The sequence below is a fragment of the Afipia sp. MLSD5-FHT05B12 genome (assembly GCF_058793355.1).
The window spans coordinates 342858-358238 of sequence record NZ_JBXAFS010000002.1 but is presented as its reverse complement, the minus strand read 5'-3'; the positions used below and the strand labels follow the sequence as shown (position 1 = coordinate 358238).

Here is a 15381-nt window from a genome sequence, read left to right as displayed (position 1 = left end):
TCACAAGGGATCACAACCATGAATTACCAATCGCGCGGAATCACCGGCCAAATTCAGGGCCCGTCTTCTTACAAGGCCGAGATCACTGCGGCTGAGGCCCTCCTCAAGGAACAGCCGGCCTGGAACGGCGTCACCGCCGAAGCCGTCGCCCGCATGCGCCTGCAGAACCGCTTCAGGACCGGCCTCGACGTCGCCCGCTACACCGCGGACGTGATGCGCGCGGACATGGCTGCGTATGACGCGGACCCCACCAAGTACACCCAGTCGCTGGGTTGCTGGCACGGTTTCATCGCCCAGCAGAAGCTGATCTCGATCAAGAAGCACTTCGGCGGCAAGACCGACCGCCGCTACCTCTATCTGTCGGGCTGGATGATCGCCGCGCTGCGCTCCGAATTCGGACCGCTTCCGGATCAGTCGATGCACGAGAAGACCTCGGTGCCGGCGCTGATCGAAGAGCTCTACACCTTCCTGCGTCAGGCCGACTCGCGCGAACTCAACGACATCTTCCGCGAGCTCGACGCCGCGCGTAATGCTGGCGACAAGGCCAAGGAAACCGCGCTGATCGCGAAGATCGACAATTTCCAGACCCACGTCGTGCCGGTCATCGCCGACATCGACGCTGGCTTCGGCAATGCCGAGGCAACCTATCTGCTCGCCAAGAAGATGATCGAAGCAGGCGCGTGCGCCCTGCAAATCGAAAATCAGGTCTCGGACGAAAAGCAGTGCGGCCATCAGGACGGCAAGGTGACCGTTCCGCACGAGGTCTTCATCGCGAAGATCCGCGCCTGCCGCCACGCGTTCCTCGAGCTCGGCGTCGACAACGGCATCATCGTGACCCGCACCGACTCGCTCGGCGCAGGCCTCACCCAGCAGATCGCTGTCAGCCACAAGCCGGGCGACCTCGGCGACCAGTACAACAGCTTCCTCGATTGCGACGAAGTTGACGCGTCCAAGATCGGCAACGGCGATGTCATCATCAGCCGTAACGGCAAGCTGCTGCGTCCGAAGCGTCTGGCGAGCAACCTGTATCAGTTCCGCTCCGGCACCGGCGTCGACCGCTGCGTTCTCGACAGCATCACCTCGCTGCAGAACGGCGCCGACCTGCTCTGGATCGAAACCGAGCGGCCGAACATCGCGCAGATCGCAGAAATGATCGATCGCGTCCGCGAAGTGATCCCGAACGCCAAGCTGGCCTACAACAACTCGCCGTCGTTCAACTGGACGCTGAACTTCCGCTGGCAGGTGTTCGACGAATGGAAGGCCGCCGGCAAGGACGTCAGCAAGTACAACCGCGCCGACCTGATGAAGGTGGAGTACGACGAGACGCCGCTGGCGATCGAAGCCGACCAGCTCATCCGCACCTTCCAGGCGGATTCGGCGAAGCGCGCCGGCATCTTCCATCACCTGATCACGCTGCCGACCTATCACACGGCCGCGCTGTCGACCGACAACCTCTCGAAGGAATACTTCGGCGACCAGGGCATGCTCGGCTACGTGAAGAATGTTCAGCGTGCGGAAATCCGCCAGGGTATCGCCTGCGCGAAGCACCAGAACATGGCCGGCTCCGACATCGGCGACGACCACAAGGAATACTTCGCGGGCGAAGCGGCCCTGAAGGCGGGCGGCGCCCACAACACGATGAACCAGTTCGGCTAACGAACGGCTCGACACAATCACAAAGCAAAATGCCCGGTCTCAAGCCGGGCATTTTCGTGTGTGGATGTTAGTTGCCGTCTCCGCGAGCGGAAGCTCTAACGTGAACGACCATCCTGCTTGAGCCAGCCATAGACGAGGCTCAGCGTCAAACAATAGGCGGAGAGCATTACAAACATCAGCAGGGCGGGCCAAAGGCCAGCGCCGGCATTTATCGCGAACAATCCTTTTCCGATCACCGGAAAAAGAGCGAAACCTGTCAGTAACCAGGCAAACAGGGTGACAGCGAATCCCTTCGTCAACGGTGACTTTCCCGGAATCTGCGGATAAGCCCAGGCAAAAATCGAACTCCATATCAGCGCGCCGCTCACGAACGGCAACAGCATTTGCAAAGCTGACGGGACCGACGCGCCAATCAAATCGGACAACAGGTGCTGCATATCGGCATAAGGCTGAAAATCGGGGAGAATGCCGAGAGCCTTGCGGCCGGCCATTAACCCGGACTGCAGGGACGAGCCGCATAACCCCGCGATCGCAGCGTCACGAAACCGTCTTGCAGCACCCGTCACACCGTCCGTCCCTCAATCAATCGCCAAACCGGAACGTCCGCCCCTCATGTTTCCGTGGACGTTCGCCTGCAAGCTGTCGGATCCGACTCTGGCCGCTTCGGCCCTTTCACATATAGTGGCGCAGGGAATTCTGGCTTGCAAACGAGCAGCGGCGCCGAACGCTTTCAAGAATTTGAGGCAAAGCGACCCTGAAGGCGGGCGGCGCCCGCAACACGATGAACCAGTTCGGCTAAACGATCTGGCACGACACAATCGCAAAATCAAAATGCCCGGCCTCAAGCCGGGTATTTTCATTTGGGTGATCGCGACACCTTTGGGCAGACCGCACAGAAAGAACATTCCGGTGAGTGTCGGAAAGGATTCCGTCATGGCCGGGCTTGTCCCGGCCATCCACGTCTGTTCTTGTGTGCTTGATAGAAAGACGTGGATGGCCGGAATAAATCCGGCCATGACGATATGACCGGTTATCGACTGCGAGAAACGCTGGGGCACCAATACACATGAATCTGGTCGGGAAATTCGCAACTGGCCTTGCCGTTGTTATCCTCTCCTCCCCTGCCCTCGCCCAAAGCGGCGCGCGCTGTCACGGCGGCCAGAGTTTCGATCAGTTTCTGGCGCAGCTGAAACAGGACGCGGTCGCCGCCGGTGTGTCGCAGCGCGCGATTGCCGCCGCCTCGCCCTACATGGTCTACGATCAAGGCATCGTGAACCGCGACCGCGGCCAGCGCGTTTTCGGCCAGATCTTCACGGAGTTCTCCGGCCGCATGGCGTCCGAGGGCCGCAGGGTCAAAGGGCAGCAACTGATCCAGACCTACGCGCAGGCCTTTGCCCGCGCGGAAAAGGAATACGGCGTGCCGCCCGCGGTGATTACCGCGTTCTGGGCGCTGGAGAGTGATTTCGGCGCGGTACAGGGCAAGCTGCCGACGCTGCGCTCGCTGGTCTCGCTGGCCTATGACTGCCGCCGCTCGCAAATGTTCCACGACGAGACCATCGCCGCGCTGAAAATCGTCGATCGCGGCGATCTTTCGCCCAGTGAGATGATCGGCTCATGGGCCGGCGAACTCGGCCAGACGCAATTCCTGCCGCGTCACTACTTCGATTACGCGGTGGACTACGACGGCGACGGCCACCGCAACATGCTGCGCAGCGCGCCCGACGTGATCGGCTCGACCGCGAACTACATCGCCAACGGACTGAAATGGCGGCGCGGCGAGCCGTGGCTGCAGGAAATCCGCGTGCCGGCGAATCTCCCCTGGGATCAGGCGGATCTGACCATCAAGCATCCGCGCGCGAAATGGGCCGCATGGGGCGTGACCTATGCCGACGGGCGTCCGTTGCCGAAGGATGATCTGCCCGCCTCGGTGCTGCTGCCGATGGGCCGCCTTGGGCCGGCATTTCTCGCCTATCCAAATTTCGCCGCCTACACCGAATGGAATAACTCGCTGATCTATTCGACCACCGCGGGCTATCTCGCCACCCGCATCGCGGGCGCTGGTCCGATGCGAAAGCCCGCGACGCCGGTTGCGCAATTGCCGTTCAACGAGATCAAGGAATTGCAGCAGCTGCTGACGCGGCAGGGCTACAATGTCGGCAAGATCGACGGCATTCTCGGCCAGCAAAGCCGCATCGCGATCAAGACCATGCAAACCAAATACGGCCTGCCTGCCGATTCATGGCCGACCGCCGAATTGCTGGCGCGGATGCGTGGCGGCTGATTATCAGCCGCCGGCACTTGCAAGCCGACAGAGAACATCTACATCGGGTCAGCCTGTTTCACGGCAAGATTTTCCCCCGAAAAGGTCGCCCAAGGGTTCTCACATGACATTCTACGATGGTTCAGCCCCGGTCTTCATCCGCACCTTGAACGCGCTTTCCGCCATTCTCACCAAAGCCGAGGCCCACGCCGCCGCGAACAGGATCGCGCCAGGCGACCTGCTTGAGGCGCGGCTGCATCCGACGATGTATCCGCTGACCAAACAGGTTCAGCTCGCCTGCGATTTCTCCGGCAAGGCCTGCGCGCGTTTCACGCAAACCGAATTGCCGGTGATGGCCGATACCGAGACGACGTTCGCCGAATTGCAGGCGCGGATCAAAAGGGTCCTGTCGAATATCGAGGCGCTGCCTGCTGCCAAATATGAAGGTGCGGAAAAGCGCGAGATCACGTTTCCGGTCGGCCCCGGCCAGACCATGACGGTGACCGGCCAGCAGTTTCTCAACCACTCGGCCATGCCGCAGTTCTTTTTTCATTGCACCACCGCCTATGACATCCTGCGTCATAAGGGCGTCGAGCTCGGCAAGCGCGACTTCCTCGGCGTGGCATAGGGTGCATTGAAAGGCATCTTCATGTCGTTGTTCGATTCGTCAGTGCCGGCGTTTGTCCAGACGTTGACCAGCCTTTCGGCGATTCTCGACAAGGCGGAAGCCCACGCGAAGACCAAAGGGATTCAGCCGGACGTCCTGCTCGGCGCGCGGCTGTTTCCCGACATGTTTCCGTTCACTCTCCAGATCCAGCACGCCTGCGATCTGGCGGGGAGAGCCTGCGCGCGCCTCGCACAGATTGAAATCCCAATAACCGCTGATACCGAAACAACCTTCGCCGAGCTGAAGCAACGCATCGGAAAAACCATCGGATATGTGGGGGCATTTGAGCGCTCACAATTCGATGGCGCGGAAGCCCGGAACATCACCGTCGACGTCGGGAGCGGGCAGCCCAGGACCCTCACCGGCCAGCAGTATTTGAGCAATTTCGCGCTGCCGAGTTTTTATTTTCACGCCACCACCGCCTATGACATCCTGCGTCACAGAGGCGTCGAACTTGGCAAACGGGATTTCCTCGGCGCGGTCTGACGCTGCCGTTTCGTCGCCGGCCAGCCGTCACGCAACTGGCGCTGACAGTGTCTTTCTGCTTTCAGGCGCCCATCCAGGAACTGACCATGCTGCATTGCTTTCGATCTCGGGTAAATCCTTCTGCATGAACGCGCAAACGCCGTTCCTCCATGAGAGAGCATGACTGCTATTCACCGCGGCTAAATCGGTATTTTTCGATCGGCTGTGACTTGCGTTTTCAGAAGCGCGATACTTACATGCATCTGCATTGAAATCGCTCTCAGGAAAAGCAGACATGTCCGCTTCCAAACTCTTCGATCCCTACAAGCTCGGCGCTGTCACACTCACCAATCGCGCCGTCATGGCTCCGCTGACGCGCAACCGCGCTGTCGCGGGCTTCGTGCCCAATCCGCTCGCCATCGAATATTACGGGCAGCGCGCGTCCGCCGGACTGCTCATCACCGAAGCGAGCCAGGTCTCGCAGCAAGGTCAGGGCTATCAGGACACGCCCGGCATCTACACCAAGGAACAGGTCGCAGGCTGGCGCAAGATCACCGACCGCGTTCATGAGCGCGGCGGCCACATCTACATCCAGCTCTGGCATGTCGGACGTATTTCCCACACCACGTTGCAGGAGAACGGCGGCGCGCCGGTGGCGCCATCCGCGGTTCGCGCCAACGGCAAGACCTTTGTCGGCGGCGCCTTCGCCGATGTGTCCGAACCTCGCGCGCTGGAACTCGGTGAAATTCCCGGCATCATCGACAGCTTCAAGCGCGCCTCCGCCAATGCGCTCGCAGCCGGCTTCGACGGCGTCGAAATTCATGGCGCGAACGGCTATCTGCTGGATCAGTTCGCCAAGGACGGCGCCAACAAGCGCACCGACGCCTACGGCGGCTCGATCGAGAACCGCGCGCGGCTGATGCTTGAGGTCTCCAAGGCCGTGGCGGCCGAGGCCGGCGCGGAGCGCACCGGCATCCGCATCTCTCCGGTGACACCTGCCAACGATGTCTCCGACAGCAACCCGCAGCCGCTGTTCGATCACATCGTCGATCAGCTCAACGCGCTGAAGCTCGTCTACATTCACGTCATCGAAGGCGCGACCGGCGGCCCGCGCGACATCGCACCGTTCGACTACGACAGCCTGCGCAAGCGCTTCAGCGGCACCTACATCGCCAACAACGGCTATGACTTCAAGCTGGCCACCGAAGTGCTGGACAAGAACAAGGCCGACCTGATCGCGTTCGGCAAACTGTTCATTTCCAATCCCGACCTTGTCGAGCGCCTGAAACTCGGCGCACCGCTGAACGGCTTCGACAAGGCGACGTTCTATGGCGGCGGCGCAAAAGGTTACACCGATTATCCGGCGCTCCGGCAACAGGCCGCGGCGGAATAACGCTCTCGCGCGTATCTGACAACACGAGGCCGGGAGCGATCCCGGCCTTCTTTCGTTTGGGGAGTGTTACGCGGGAAGCGGGTCCAGCCGCCCGGCGAGGAACCGCGTCGCGGCGCGCTCGGCCTCGCGCGCGTTCTTGAACACGCGGCCGTCGAGCGGATTGAATTTATGCACCGCCGCGAAAAAACGAAAACCCGATTTCTCGCGAACGACGATACCGGCGGCTTCCGAGCTGACTTCGATGATGTAGGTGTCCGACATGTTTCTATCCCGTGCCCCGTCGCCAGTGTGGTGGCTCGCAAGTCCGCATCTTGTTACCGCAAATTCGACTGCGGACTTGCGAGCCGGAACCACACTGAAATCCATAATTGCTAGTGTCCTTTTGAATCCGAAGTTCGCTTGAAGACACGCTGCAAAGCAAGGCGAACTTCGGATTCAGGACACTAGGTTTTCACACGCACTAACTCCGAAGAGCTGAAAAGGTTTCAGCCCTGAATTGTCCAACACATCACTCGTCTTCCTCATCGCTATGCACATCCCGGGCCAACACCTGAAGCCGGTATCGGGTCTGGAATGACTCAAAAGCAGACGTTGCGTGACTCCGGCGTGTGCAGACCGCCGAACCTGTAGGCGCTTCGCGCGACAGTTTTATAACTGGAATACACAGGCCGAAAGATCGCGGACCGCGCCGCGACAAAATAGCAATGCCGGTTCCGTGCAATGCCACAAAACGGGACGAACCAATTCGTGCAACCGTCACAGTTGCGAAAAATCATCTGACGCGTCGAGGACGAATCGTTCGTCAGGCGCTGACGGATTGCGAATGCTGCCGGATGGGTTGCGGACGGCCTTCGTCGTCGATGGCAACGTAGGTATAGTTCCCGTCGGTCACCAGAATCAGTTGCGATTCATTCCGGCGCTGCACCCATGCTTCGATGTGGACCGTGATCGAGGTGCGGCCGAGCCGGACCGCGGTGCAAAAAACCGAAACCACATCGCCGACATTGACCGGCTTGCGGAAGGTCATGGCCTCGATCGCGACCGTGACCGCGCGGCTCTGCGAAACCTTGGACGCAAAAATGCCGCCCGCAATGTCCATCTGGCTGAGCAGCCAGCCGCCGAAGATGTCGCCATTCTGGTTGGTGTCCGCCGGCATTGCCATGGTGCGGATCGACAACTCGCCCTCTGGCGCGGCTGGGGCGGGCGCGGCGTGAACGGGCGTGTCTGCCATCGATGAAATCCGTCAAATGAAGCCGAGCGACTCAGGCGAACGTATCCCACCCGGCGTCCGGTTTAAAGCGATCGCCGAACTCGCTTCCAGTGCCTTCAGGGCCGCCGCGGTATTCGCTCCGCCGCGCGTGCGGGCATAAGGCAATGCGCTTCACCGCAAGGTTGTGGTAGCGTGCATGCGGAAGGGCTTGTCCTACCGTCCGGCAGGTGTTTCCGCCAAAGGAGCAGCACATGCCGGACAGGAAGAAGACAACGCAGGGGGGAAAGCGAATGACCAAAAGTGGAGCCGCAGCCAGGCACGCCGGTGAGCCTTTGGATGAGGTGAGCGGGCAGCAGAGTCCGCCGCCGGAAAGTTCGAACCCCTCACATGAAGGCCATGGGAAAGCCGCGCCGTTGTTTGGCGAAGCTGCGCTGCAAGCGGCCTTTGCCGAGTTCCGGGGTTCAGCAAATGCATCCGGAGCGTTCGGTTCTCCGGCGGATGGTGGTTCGTCGCAAGCAAAGCATCTCGACGCTGGTGGAGCGCAGGGGCAGGCGATCCCCGCGCCGAAGACCGTTGCGCAGGTGCTGGGCGAAATCACCTGGCTGATGACGCAGAGTCCGCGTCACAAATCAATCCCGCTGGGCGATCTTGAGTGGCTGGTGATGCCCGCCATCCTGCTCAAGCAGTTTCGTATGTTCTACAACGGTGAACAGCCGGTCGGTGTCGCAATATGGGCGCTGGTCGATGATTTCGTGGCCAAGCGCATCGACGCGAACGATCGGCGGCTGACCGCGGTGGAATGGAAGAGCGGTCCGCATCTGCGCATCATCGAACTGGTCGCGCCGTTCGGCGGCGAAGGGGAGATGCGCGAGCAGGTCGCGGCGGCGGGGCCGATCTTATGATGGTTAATTGGATTGGCAGGAAACAGCGGTGTTTGGAGTTGCGGGGTGGCGAAGCGCGAGCGAGTTTATCATGCAATAAATTCTGCAGTGCCTATTTCCTCGACGGCGCGACACTACAGGACGAGCTGAAGACCAAGTTCGGCCGACTAGGCAGTTTGTGAAAAAGCTATTTTATAATCATCGTTCCCTGTCCTGCGTCGCAATTGCTTCGGCGTTTGGCCTTGTGATCGGTCTCTTCTTCAAACTGGCGAGCCGAGGTATTGTTAACGGCAACGTGCCAGTCGTTGCAGTGATGTGCGCAATAGTTTGGCTCGCTGCCATTGCTCTAATAGATCTCATTTGGCCGACGACGAGTCGGAGGTTTGGCGGGCGCTTAATTGTAGGAGTTGCGCGATCAGCAACGAGCTTGTTTGTTATCGCCGCAATCTGGGTGTTGGCGGTTGCGCTTCTACCTGATCCTGCCCAAGTCTACTTACTTATCCGGCGGGAGTATATTCACGCGCATTGGCTGACTGATCCTGTATCCAAGCTGACTTATTTTCCACTCGATTATACCAAAATGAAAGACAATGGGCTCTTTCCTCGGAATTTCTATCTTCTCGATAGGAATGGTGATTTTGAGATTGATCGATACACCAATCGGCTGATCTCACCGAAATGCCCCCACGCAAAGTATGAAGCGAAGTTTCTGGGTGGCAATGTCTACGTCGTGCGGTTTTTCATTGACGATATGGATGAACCCGCCGTCCCTTGCCTAGTTACTCCGGCCCCGCAAGAAGGTTAATCAACGATGCCGTACTTTCAATCAAAGAATATCGGGTCGATAAGCGGCTATATACTGCGCGATAGCGCCGGCAATGTGATTTATACAAATGAAGGGCAGCTGACTTACGTTCCCGACTCTTACGTTCCTAGTATCGCCGCTGCATCCTTCGTAGGTTCATATCGGGCTGATTTTGATGCCTATTCCGCTCGCTTCTTGGGAGGCGCGTCGATGCAAGCTTCGCCCACCGAGGCTGCGCGGTTTTTACTATCTTACACCATCGATCAATTTCGCACTAATGGGCCGTTGGATTTGCAGCGGAGCTACAACGGGATTGTTTCCGGCGGATACGAAGCTTTTGTCTCTGATTTTGTCCCTGCCGCATCGTTCGCGTTTGGGTACTCCGGTTCAAGATGAATCAGATTGTCAAGCCTACTGCGGGGTCAATTCCATATTCATTTCGACCGCTGTCGCAAAATCCGGCAACTGTCGCTGAATTTCCTTGGCAAGGATCTCAGCCGACTTGCTTGATCGCCCGCATGCGGCGTCTCCGCCGAAAAAGGAGCGGCGCGGTCGCGAGGGAAGCGGGGGAGATAATCGGTCTGAGTAGCACCTTCACCGAGTTGATCGCTTGGTGCGGCGGAATAATATTGCTCTGTTTCACTGCTTGGCAACAGATGTGCGCGTAGTGCCATGATAACACGCCGATTCCTTTCGCTGGATAAGCGCAGAACTTTATGGAGCGCCAGCATCCTGCTGCTCCTAGTTTGCGGAGGAGCCGCGTTTGTCGCGCATCGCGCTACTTTTGATACGTACCGAAATGTAGTTGCGGCTTCTCGACTGCAATCGGAGTTTCGCATTGACAGCGTTAGCTGTCTGTCAATCAGCCCGCACAAAGTGGTTTTCGATCAGAAGGATTACTGGGACCCCAAGCTGATTGAGGAAATCGTCCACGTTCTTTCCATCAAGTCAGTGTTGCTTGACGCCGACTACGGGACGTGCCGATGGGGTTTCTTTGCCACTGTCGTACCGGGAATAATAACTGCCGTTCGGTATCAAGATCAGCTCGCAAGATATCTCGTATCTATCGGGATATGCGAGCGAACCGTCGATGGCTTGATGAATCCAAACAAGTGCCTGACCAAGAACGTCTATGTCTTTAGTGCGCATCGCGAGCCTGGTGAGTTATTCCATCTCGGGCTAGTTGGTTTAGCGCGGTCGCAGACAAACGAATGGGAGGTGTTCCGAAATGAGAGGCAACAATGACTGGTTCATACCTTCAGTTCTCGCACAGCCCTGATCCGGGTTTCAGTTGGGACAGCGTTCCCGTGCCCGCCGCATTGCCGGTGGTGCTCGATCTCAACGGCAACGGCGCGATCGATTCGCCAGGCGAATTCGAGTTCACCGGCTGGGATCCGACCGCGACATCGGACATGCAGGCCCTGCGCAATGTGTTCGCGCACTAACTGCGCCGTCCGCTACCGCGGCCGGATCATCTCGAACATCATGTCGGGCCGCACCTGGACATAGTCGCCCATTCGCCCCGCGCGCAGGATCGGATAGGCCTCGGCGGTCTGGTAGACGCCGTCCCTGATCAGGCTCTTGTCGATATGGACCGCGACGACCTCGCCGAAGGTCACCCAGGCGTCGGCCTTCCTGCCGTCCGCGCCCTGAAGCTGAATCATCTGGGTGAATTTGCACTCGAACGAAACGAGACTTTCACCGACCCGCGGCACATCGACCTTGCGCGATGGCGCCTTGGTCAGCCCCGAAATCGTGAACTCGTCGGTCTCGTGCGGCACGCTCGCCGACGTCATGTTCATCTGCTCGGCGACATGTTTGGTCACCAGATTCCAGGTGAATTCTTTCGTTTCCTGGATGTTGGCGACGCTGTCCTTCCAGCCGGTCGAGGAAAAGCCGATGATCGGCGGCACATAGCAGAAAGCGTTGAAGAAGCTGTAGGGTGCAAGATTGACGTGTCCCCTGGCGTCCTTTGACGCAATCCAGCCGATCGGCCGGGGACCGACGATAGCATTGAAAGGATCGTGCCGGAGGCCGTGGCCCTGGGAAGGTTCGTAGTAGTGGAAATCAGCCATGACCTGCTTTGCCTGCTGGTGGAGTGGATTTGACATTCGCGCCCCGCTGGCAGCAGGTCCTCAAAGCGAATGTCAAATCCTAAACTTCACCAGAAACTTATATTTGGCTAGTGGTCCTTTGATTCTAACATTCGCAGAAATGCCTGCTGAAACGGGATGCGAATGTTAGAATCGGACCACTAGCGCTGGCCGCCCGAGAGTTCGGGCGTGCCCAGCGTAAGGCCAGCGATGATAAAGTCTATCATTTGATCGAGGCTCGGCCCCGGCTTCTTCTCGCTCTGCTCGATCATCTGCGGATGGAAGAACCGCAGCATCCCGGCGCAGACGCACTTGGCGGCCAGTTCAACGTCCTTGACATTGAACGCGCCGGTTTTGGCGCCGTCCGCGATCACCGCGGCGATCGACATCATGATGCACTTGATATGCGCGTCGCAGACATCCCAGCTCTCTTCCATCGCGATGGTGACCATCTCGTGGATCTTGGAGTCGCCGACGAAGCGCTCGGCATTCATGATGCTGACCGTGGCCAGAAGTTCGTGCATCCGCTCGCGTGGCGAGCCTGACTTCGTAGCGATCGCCTCTGCCGCGTCCTCGACCTCGGCCATCAGCCGCCGCGCCACGCCTTCATAGATCGACTTCTTGGAATCGAAGAAGCGGTAGATGTTCGCCGGCGACATCTTCAGTGTCTTGGCGATATCGGCGACCGTGGTCTTGAGATAACCGACATCGCGAAACAGGCGCTCCGCCGTGGCGAGAATGCACGCCCTCTTTTCGGACTCGGTGTCGCTGTCGTGAAGCAGAGTCATATCAGCATCATACCAAGGTTCGATTATTCGGCAGCGGTCGCCAGCGGCGGCGCGTGCCGGACCTGGCCCGGCTGCACGGGCGCCGGGACCACGCCCTCACCCCGTTCGTCCAGACTCTTCCTGAACCATAGCGCATAGAGGCTGGGCAGGAACAGCAGGGTCAGGAATGTTGCAACAAACAATCCCCCCATGATGGTGATCGCCATCGGGCCCCAGAAGGCCGACCGGGACAGCGGAATCATCGCCAGAATCGCAGCCAGCGCCGTCAGCACCACCGGCCGCGCGCGGCGCACCGTGGCCTCCACAATGGCCTCGCGCCGGGTCAGGCCATGCTCGACGTCGGTCTCGATCTGATCGACCAGAATCACCGAGTTGCGCATGATCATGCCGGCCAGCGCGATCAGGCCGAGCAGCGCCACGAAGCCGAACGGACTGCCCGCGATGTTGAGGCCCAGCGAGGCGCCGACGATGCCGAGCGGCGCGGTCAGGAACACCAGCACCAGCCGCGAGAAGCTCTGCAACTGGATCATCAGCAGCACCAGCATGCCGATCAGCATCAGCGGGAACAGCTTGTTGATCGACGCATTGCCCTTTTCGGACTCCTCGATCGCGCCGCCGATCTCGATCCGATAGGCCGGTTGCAGGCTCTTGCGGATGCCTTCAAGCTTCGGCCAGATCGCATTGGTGACGTCCGGCGCCTGAACGCCGTCGACGATGTCGGCGCGCACGGTGATCGCCATGTCGCGGTTACGCCGCCACAGGATCGGCTCTTCGTGGGCGTATTCGATCTTGGCGATCTGCGACAGCGGCACGGCGACGCCGCCCCGCGAATAGATCGTGAGATCGCCGACCCGGCCAAGGTCGAGCCGCTCCGACGGCACGGCGCGGGCGACCACGCCGACCTTCTCGATGCCGTCGCGCAGCGTCGTCACCTGCACGCCGGAAATCAGCATCGCCAGCGACTGCGAGATGTCCTGCGGCGTCAGGCCGAGCGCACGGGCGCGGTCCTGATCGACGGCAAGCTTCAGATATGGCGTCTGTTCGTTCCAGTCGAGATGCGGATCGACCACCTTGTCGTTGCCGCGCATGACCTCGCGCACCTTGTAGGCGATGTCGCGAACGGTCGTGGTGTCCGGGCCGACGACACGGAACTGAACCGGGAAACCGACCGGCGGGCCGAAATTGAAGCGGTCGACGCGCACGCGTGCCTCAGACAGCGCTCCGTCGGCCACGGCCTTCTCAAGCCGCGCCTTGATGCGCTCGCGCGCCGCGACGTCCTTCGACACGATCACGGTTTCCGAAAACGCCTCGTTCGGCAACTGCGGATTGAGGCCGAGCCAGAAACGCGGCGAACCCTGCCCGACATAGGTCGTGTAGGTGGCGATGTCCTTGTCGTCCTTGAGCAGCGCTTCCGCCTTCTTCACGCTCTCCTTGGTGACGTTGAACGCGGTGCCTTCCGGCAGCCGCAACTGGAGGAACAGTTCCGGCCGTTCCGACAGCGGGAAGAACTGCTGCTGGACGTGACCGAAGCCGACGATCGAGACCACGAACACCCCGATGGTCGCCAGCACCACGGTGCCGCGACGGCGCACGCACCATTCGATCACGCGGCGCAGGCCGCGATACATCCGCGTCTCGTAGATCGCATGCGGATCGTGGCTATGCTTTCCCTTGGCGAAGTTCGGCAGCAGCTTAACGCCGATATAGGGCGTGAAGATCACCGCCACGAACCATGACGCGATCAGCGCAATCGCCACCACCCAGAAAATGCCGCCGGCATATTCACCGACGGACGAATTGGCAAAGCCGATGGGGAGGAAGCCAACGGCCGTGACCAGCGTTCCCGTGAGCATCGGAAACGCGGTGGATTCCCAGGCAAAGGATGCCGCCTTCACGCGGTCCCATCCCTGCTCCATTTTTACCACCATCATCTCGACCGCGATGATCGCGTCGTCGACCAGAAGGCCGAGCGCGATAATCAGCGCGCCGAGGGTAATACGATGCAGATCCATCCCCATCGCGTTCATCACGATGAAGACGATCGCCAGCACCAGCGGCACCGACAAGGCCACCACGATGCCGGTGCGCCAGCCGAGCGCGAGGAAGCTGACGAACAGCACGATCGCAAGCGCCTCGACGAACGAATGAACGAATTCGCTGACCGCGTGTTCGACCACCTTCGGCTGGTCGGCGATCTGCTCGATTTCGATGCCCTGCGGCACAGCGGCCATGAATTCCGCGGTCGCCTTCTTGATCGTCTCGCCGAGATCCAGAATGTTGGCGCCCTTCGCCATCACCACGCCGATGCCGATCGCGGGCTTGCCTTCCTGGCGCACCTGATAGCTCGGCGGATCGACGAAACCGTGAGTGACCATGGCGATGTCGCCGAGGCGGAACACGCGGCCATTGCCCTCGACCGGAGTTTCGGCCACGGCCTTGACGCTGTCATAGGCGCCGGTGACGCGCAGCGGCACGCGCTGCGACGACGTTTCCACCGTACCCGCGGGAACCACCGCATTCTGCTTGGCGAGCGAATCGAACAGCGCCTGCGTCGTGATGCCCAGTGTCGCCAGCTTGGCGTGGGAGAATTCGACGAACACGCGCTCGTCCTGCGTGCCGTACAGATTGACCTTGGTGACATCCGGCGTCTTCAGAAGCCGCTGCCGCAGGCCTTCGGCCACCTTCTTGAGCTGGGCATAGTCCGCGCCCTCGCCCGTCAGCATATAGAGAATGGAATCGACGTCGCCGTATTCGTCATTGATGTTCGGACCGATCAGGCTCGGCGGAAGATCGTTCTTGATGTCGCCGAGCTTCTTGCGCAGCTGATAGAACAGCTGCGGCACATCCTTCGCGGGCGTGTTGTCCTTGAAGGTCAGCGTCATCGCGGTGAACGAAGGCTTGGTATAGGTCTGCACCTTTTCGAAATAGGGCAGTTCCTGAAGCTTCTTTTCGATCGGATCGGCGACCTGCTCCTGCATTTCCTTGGCCGTCGCACCGGGCCACATCGCGTTGATGATGACCACCTTGATGGTGAACGACGGATCTTCCGCGCGGCCGAGCCGCTCATACGAGAAGAACCCCGCGATGCCGAGCATCACGATGAAGAACAGGATCAGCGTCGGGTGCGCCACGGCCCAGGCGGAAAGATTGAATCGCTTCATCG

General features: G+C 60.0%; 15 protein-coding genes. 9 read left to right on the top strand and 6 right to left on the bottom strand.

Going from position 1 to position 15381, the window contains the following annotated elements; translation table 11 throughout:
* Positions 1-18: 18 nt before the first annotated feature.
* Complete coding sequence (locus AC1Q6J_RS03945) at positions 19-1656, top strand: isocitrate lyase (RefSeq protein WP_492278027.1); 1638 nt, start codon at positions 19-21, stop codon at positions 1654-1656.
* A gap of 95 nt (positions 1657-1751) precedes the next feature.
* On the opposite strand, the gene AC1Q6J_RS03940 is transcribed toward AC1Q6J_RS03945, so the two are convergent.
* Positions 1752-2222 carry a DUF6789 family protein gene (locus AC1Q6J_RS03940; RefSeq protein ID WP_492278026.1) on the bottom strand — a complete coding sequence of 157 codons (471 nt, stop codon included), beginning with the start codon at positions 2220-2222 and terminating at the stop codon, positions 1752-1754.
* A 500-nt stretch (positions 2223-2722) separates the two neighbouring features.
* Between AC1Q6J_RS03940 and AC1Q6J_RS03935 the strand changes: the two genes are divergently transcribed.
* The 4 genes from AC1Q6J_RS03935 (at position 2723) to AC1Q6J_RS03920 (ending at position 6441) form a co-directional block, all read left to right on the top strand.
* Complete coding sequence (locus tag AC1Q6J_RS03935) at positions 2723-3937, top strand: lytic murein transglycosylase (protein WP_492278025.1); 1215 nt, start codon at positions 2723-2725, stop codon at positions 3935-3937.
* Between the two features lie 103 nt (positions 3938-4040).
* Positions 4041-4544 carry a DUF1993 domain-containing protein gene (locus AC1Q6J_RS03930; RefSeq protein ID WP_492278024.1) on the top strand — a complete coding sequence of 168 codons (504 nt, stop codon included), beginning with the start codon at positions 4041-4043 and terminating at the stop codon, positions 4542-4544.
* Positions 4545-4565: 21 nt separating this feature from the next.
* Positions 4566-5069: a DUF1993 domain-containing protein gene (locus AC1Q6J_RS03925; RefSeq protein WP_492278023.1), complete on the top strand. Its 504-nt coding sequence runs from the start codon at positions 4566-4568 to the stop codon at positions 5067-5069.
* 274 nt (positions 5070-5343) lie between these two features.
* A complete protein-coding gene (locus tag AC1Q6J_RS03920) occupies positions 5344-6441 on the top strand; it encodes an alkene reductase (protein WP_492278022.1) in 1098 nt (365 codons plus the stop codon).
* Positions 6442-6507: 66 nt separating this feature from the next.
* Here AC1Q6J_RS03920 and AC1Q6J_RS03915 read toward each other — a convergent pair whose 3' ends face one another.
* A complete protein-coding gene (locus AC1Q6J_RS03915; RefSeq protein WP_492235950.1) occupies positions 6508-6702 on the bottom strand; it encodes a hypothetical protein in 195 nt (64 codons plus the stop codon).
* A 541-nt stretch (positions 6703-7243) separates the two neighbouring features.
* Positions 7244-7672, bottom strand: coding sequence for an acyl-CoA thioesterase (locus AC1Q6J_RS03910; protein ID WP_492278021.1), 429 nt, complete (start codon positions 7670-7672; stop codon positions 7244-7246).
* A 269-nt stretch (positions 7673-7941) separates the two neighbouring features.
* On the opposite strand from AC1Q6J_RS03910, the gene AC1Q6J_RS03905 reads away from it, so the two are divergent.
* The 4 genes from AC1Q6J_RS03905 to AC1Q6J_RS03890 all read left to right on the top strand — a co-directional run bounded on the left by AC1Q6J_RS03905 (position 7942) and on the right by AC1Q6J_RS03890 (position 10782).
* Positions 7942-8553: a toxin-activating lysine-acyltransferase gene (locus AC1Q6J_RS03905; protein WP_492278020.1), complete on the top strand. Its 612-nt coding sequence runs from the start codon at positions 7942-7944 to the stop codon at positions 8551-8553.
* 157 nt (positions 8554-8710) lie between these two features.
* A complete protein-coding gene (locus AC1Q6J_RS03900) occupies positions 8711-9337 on the top strand; it encodes a hypothetical protein (protein ID WP_492278019.1) in 627 nt (208 codons plus the stop codon).
* Positions 9338-9343: 6 nt separating this feature from the next.
* Positions 9344-9733, top strand: coding sequence for a hypothetical protein (locus tag AC1Q6J_RS03895; protein ID WP_492278018.1), 390 nt, complete (start codon positions 9344-9346; stop codon positions 9731-9733).
* Positions 9734-10578: 845 nt separating this feature from the next.
* Positions 10579-10782: a hypothetical protein gene (locus tag AC1Q6J_RS03890; protein WP_492278017.1), complete on the top strand. Its 204-nt coding sequence runs from the start codon at positions 10579-10581 to the stop codon at positions 10780-10782.
* A 12-nt stretch (positions 10783-10794) separates the two neighbouring features.
* Here AC1Q6J_RS03890 and AC1Q6J_RS03885 read toward each other — a convergent pair whose 3' ends face one another.
* From AC1Q6J_RS03885 to AC1Q6J_RS03875, 3 genes are all read right to left on the bottom strand, one after another.
* Positions 10795-11412 (bottom strand): flavin reductase family protein, encoded by a 618-nt coding sequence (locus AC1Q6J_RS03885; protein WP_492278157.1) that lies wholly within the window; start codon positions 11410-11412, stop codon positions 10795-10797.
* Between the two features lie 179 nt (positions 11413-11591).
* The gene (locus AC1Q6J_RS03880; protein WP_492278016.1) at positions 11592-12218 is read right to left on the bottom strand and encodes a TetR/AcrR family transcriptional regulator; all 627 of its coding nucleotides are present in this window, start codon (positions 12216-12218) and stop codon (positions 11592-11594) included.
* Between the two features lie 23 nt (positions 12219-12241).
* The gene (locus tag AC1Q6J_RS03875; RefSeq protein ID WP_492278015.1) at positions 12242-15379 is read right to left on the bottom strand and encodes an efflux RND transporter permease subunit; all 3138 of its coding nucleotides are present in this window, start codon (positions 15377-15379) and stop codon (positions 12242-12244) included.
* Between the last annotated feature and the right edge of the window lie 2 nt (positions 15380-15381).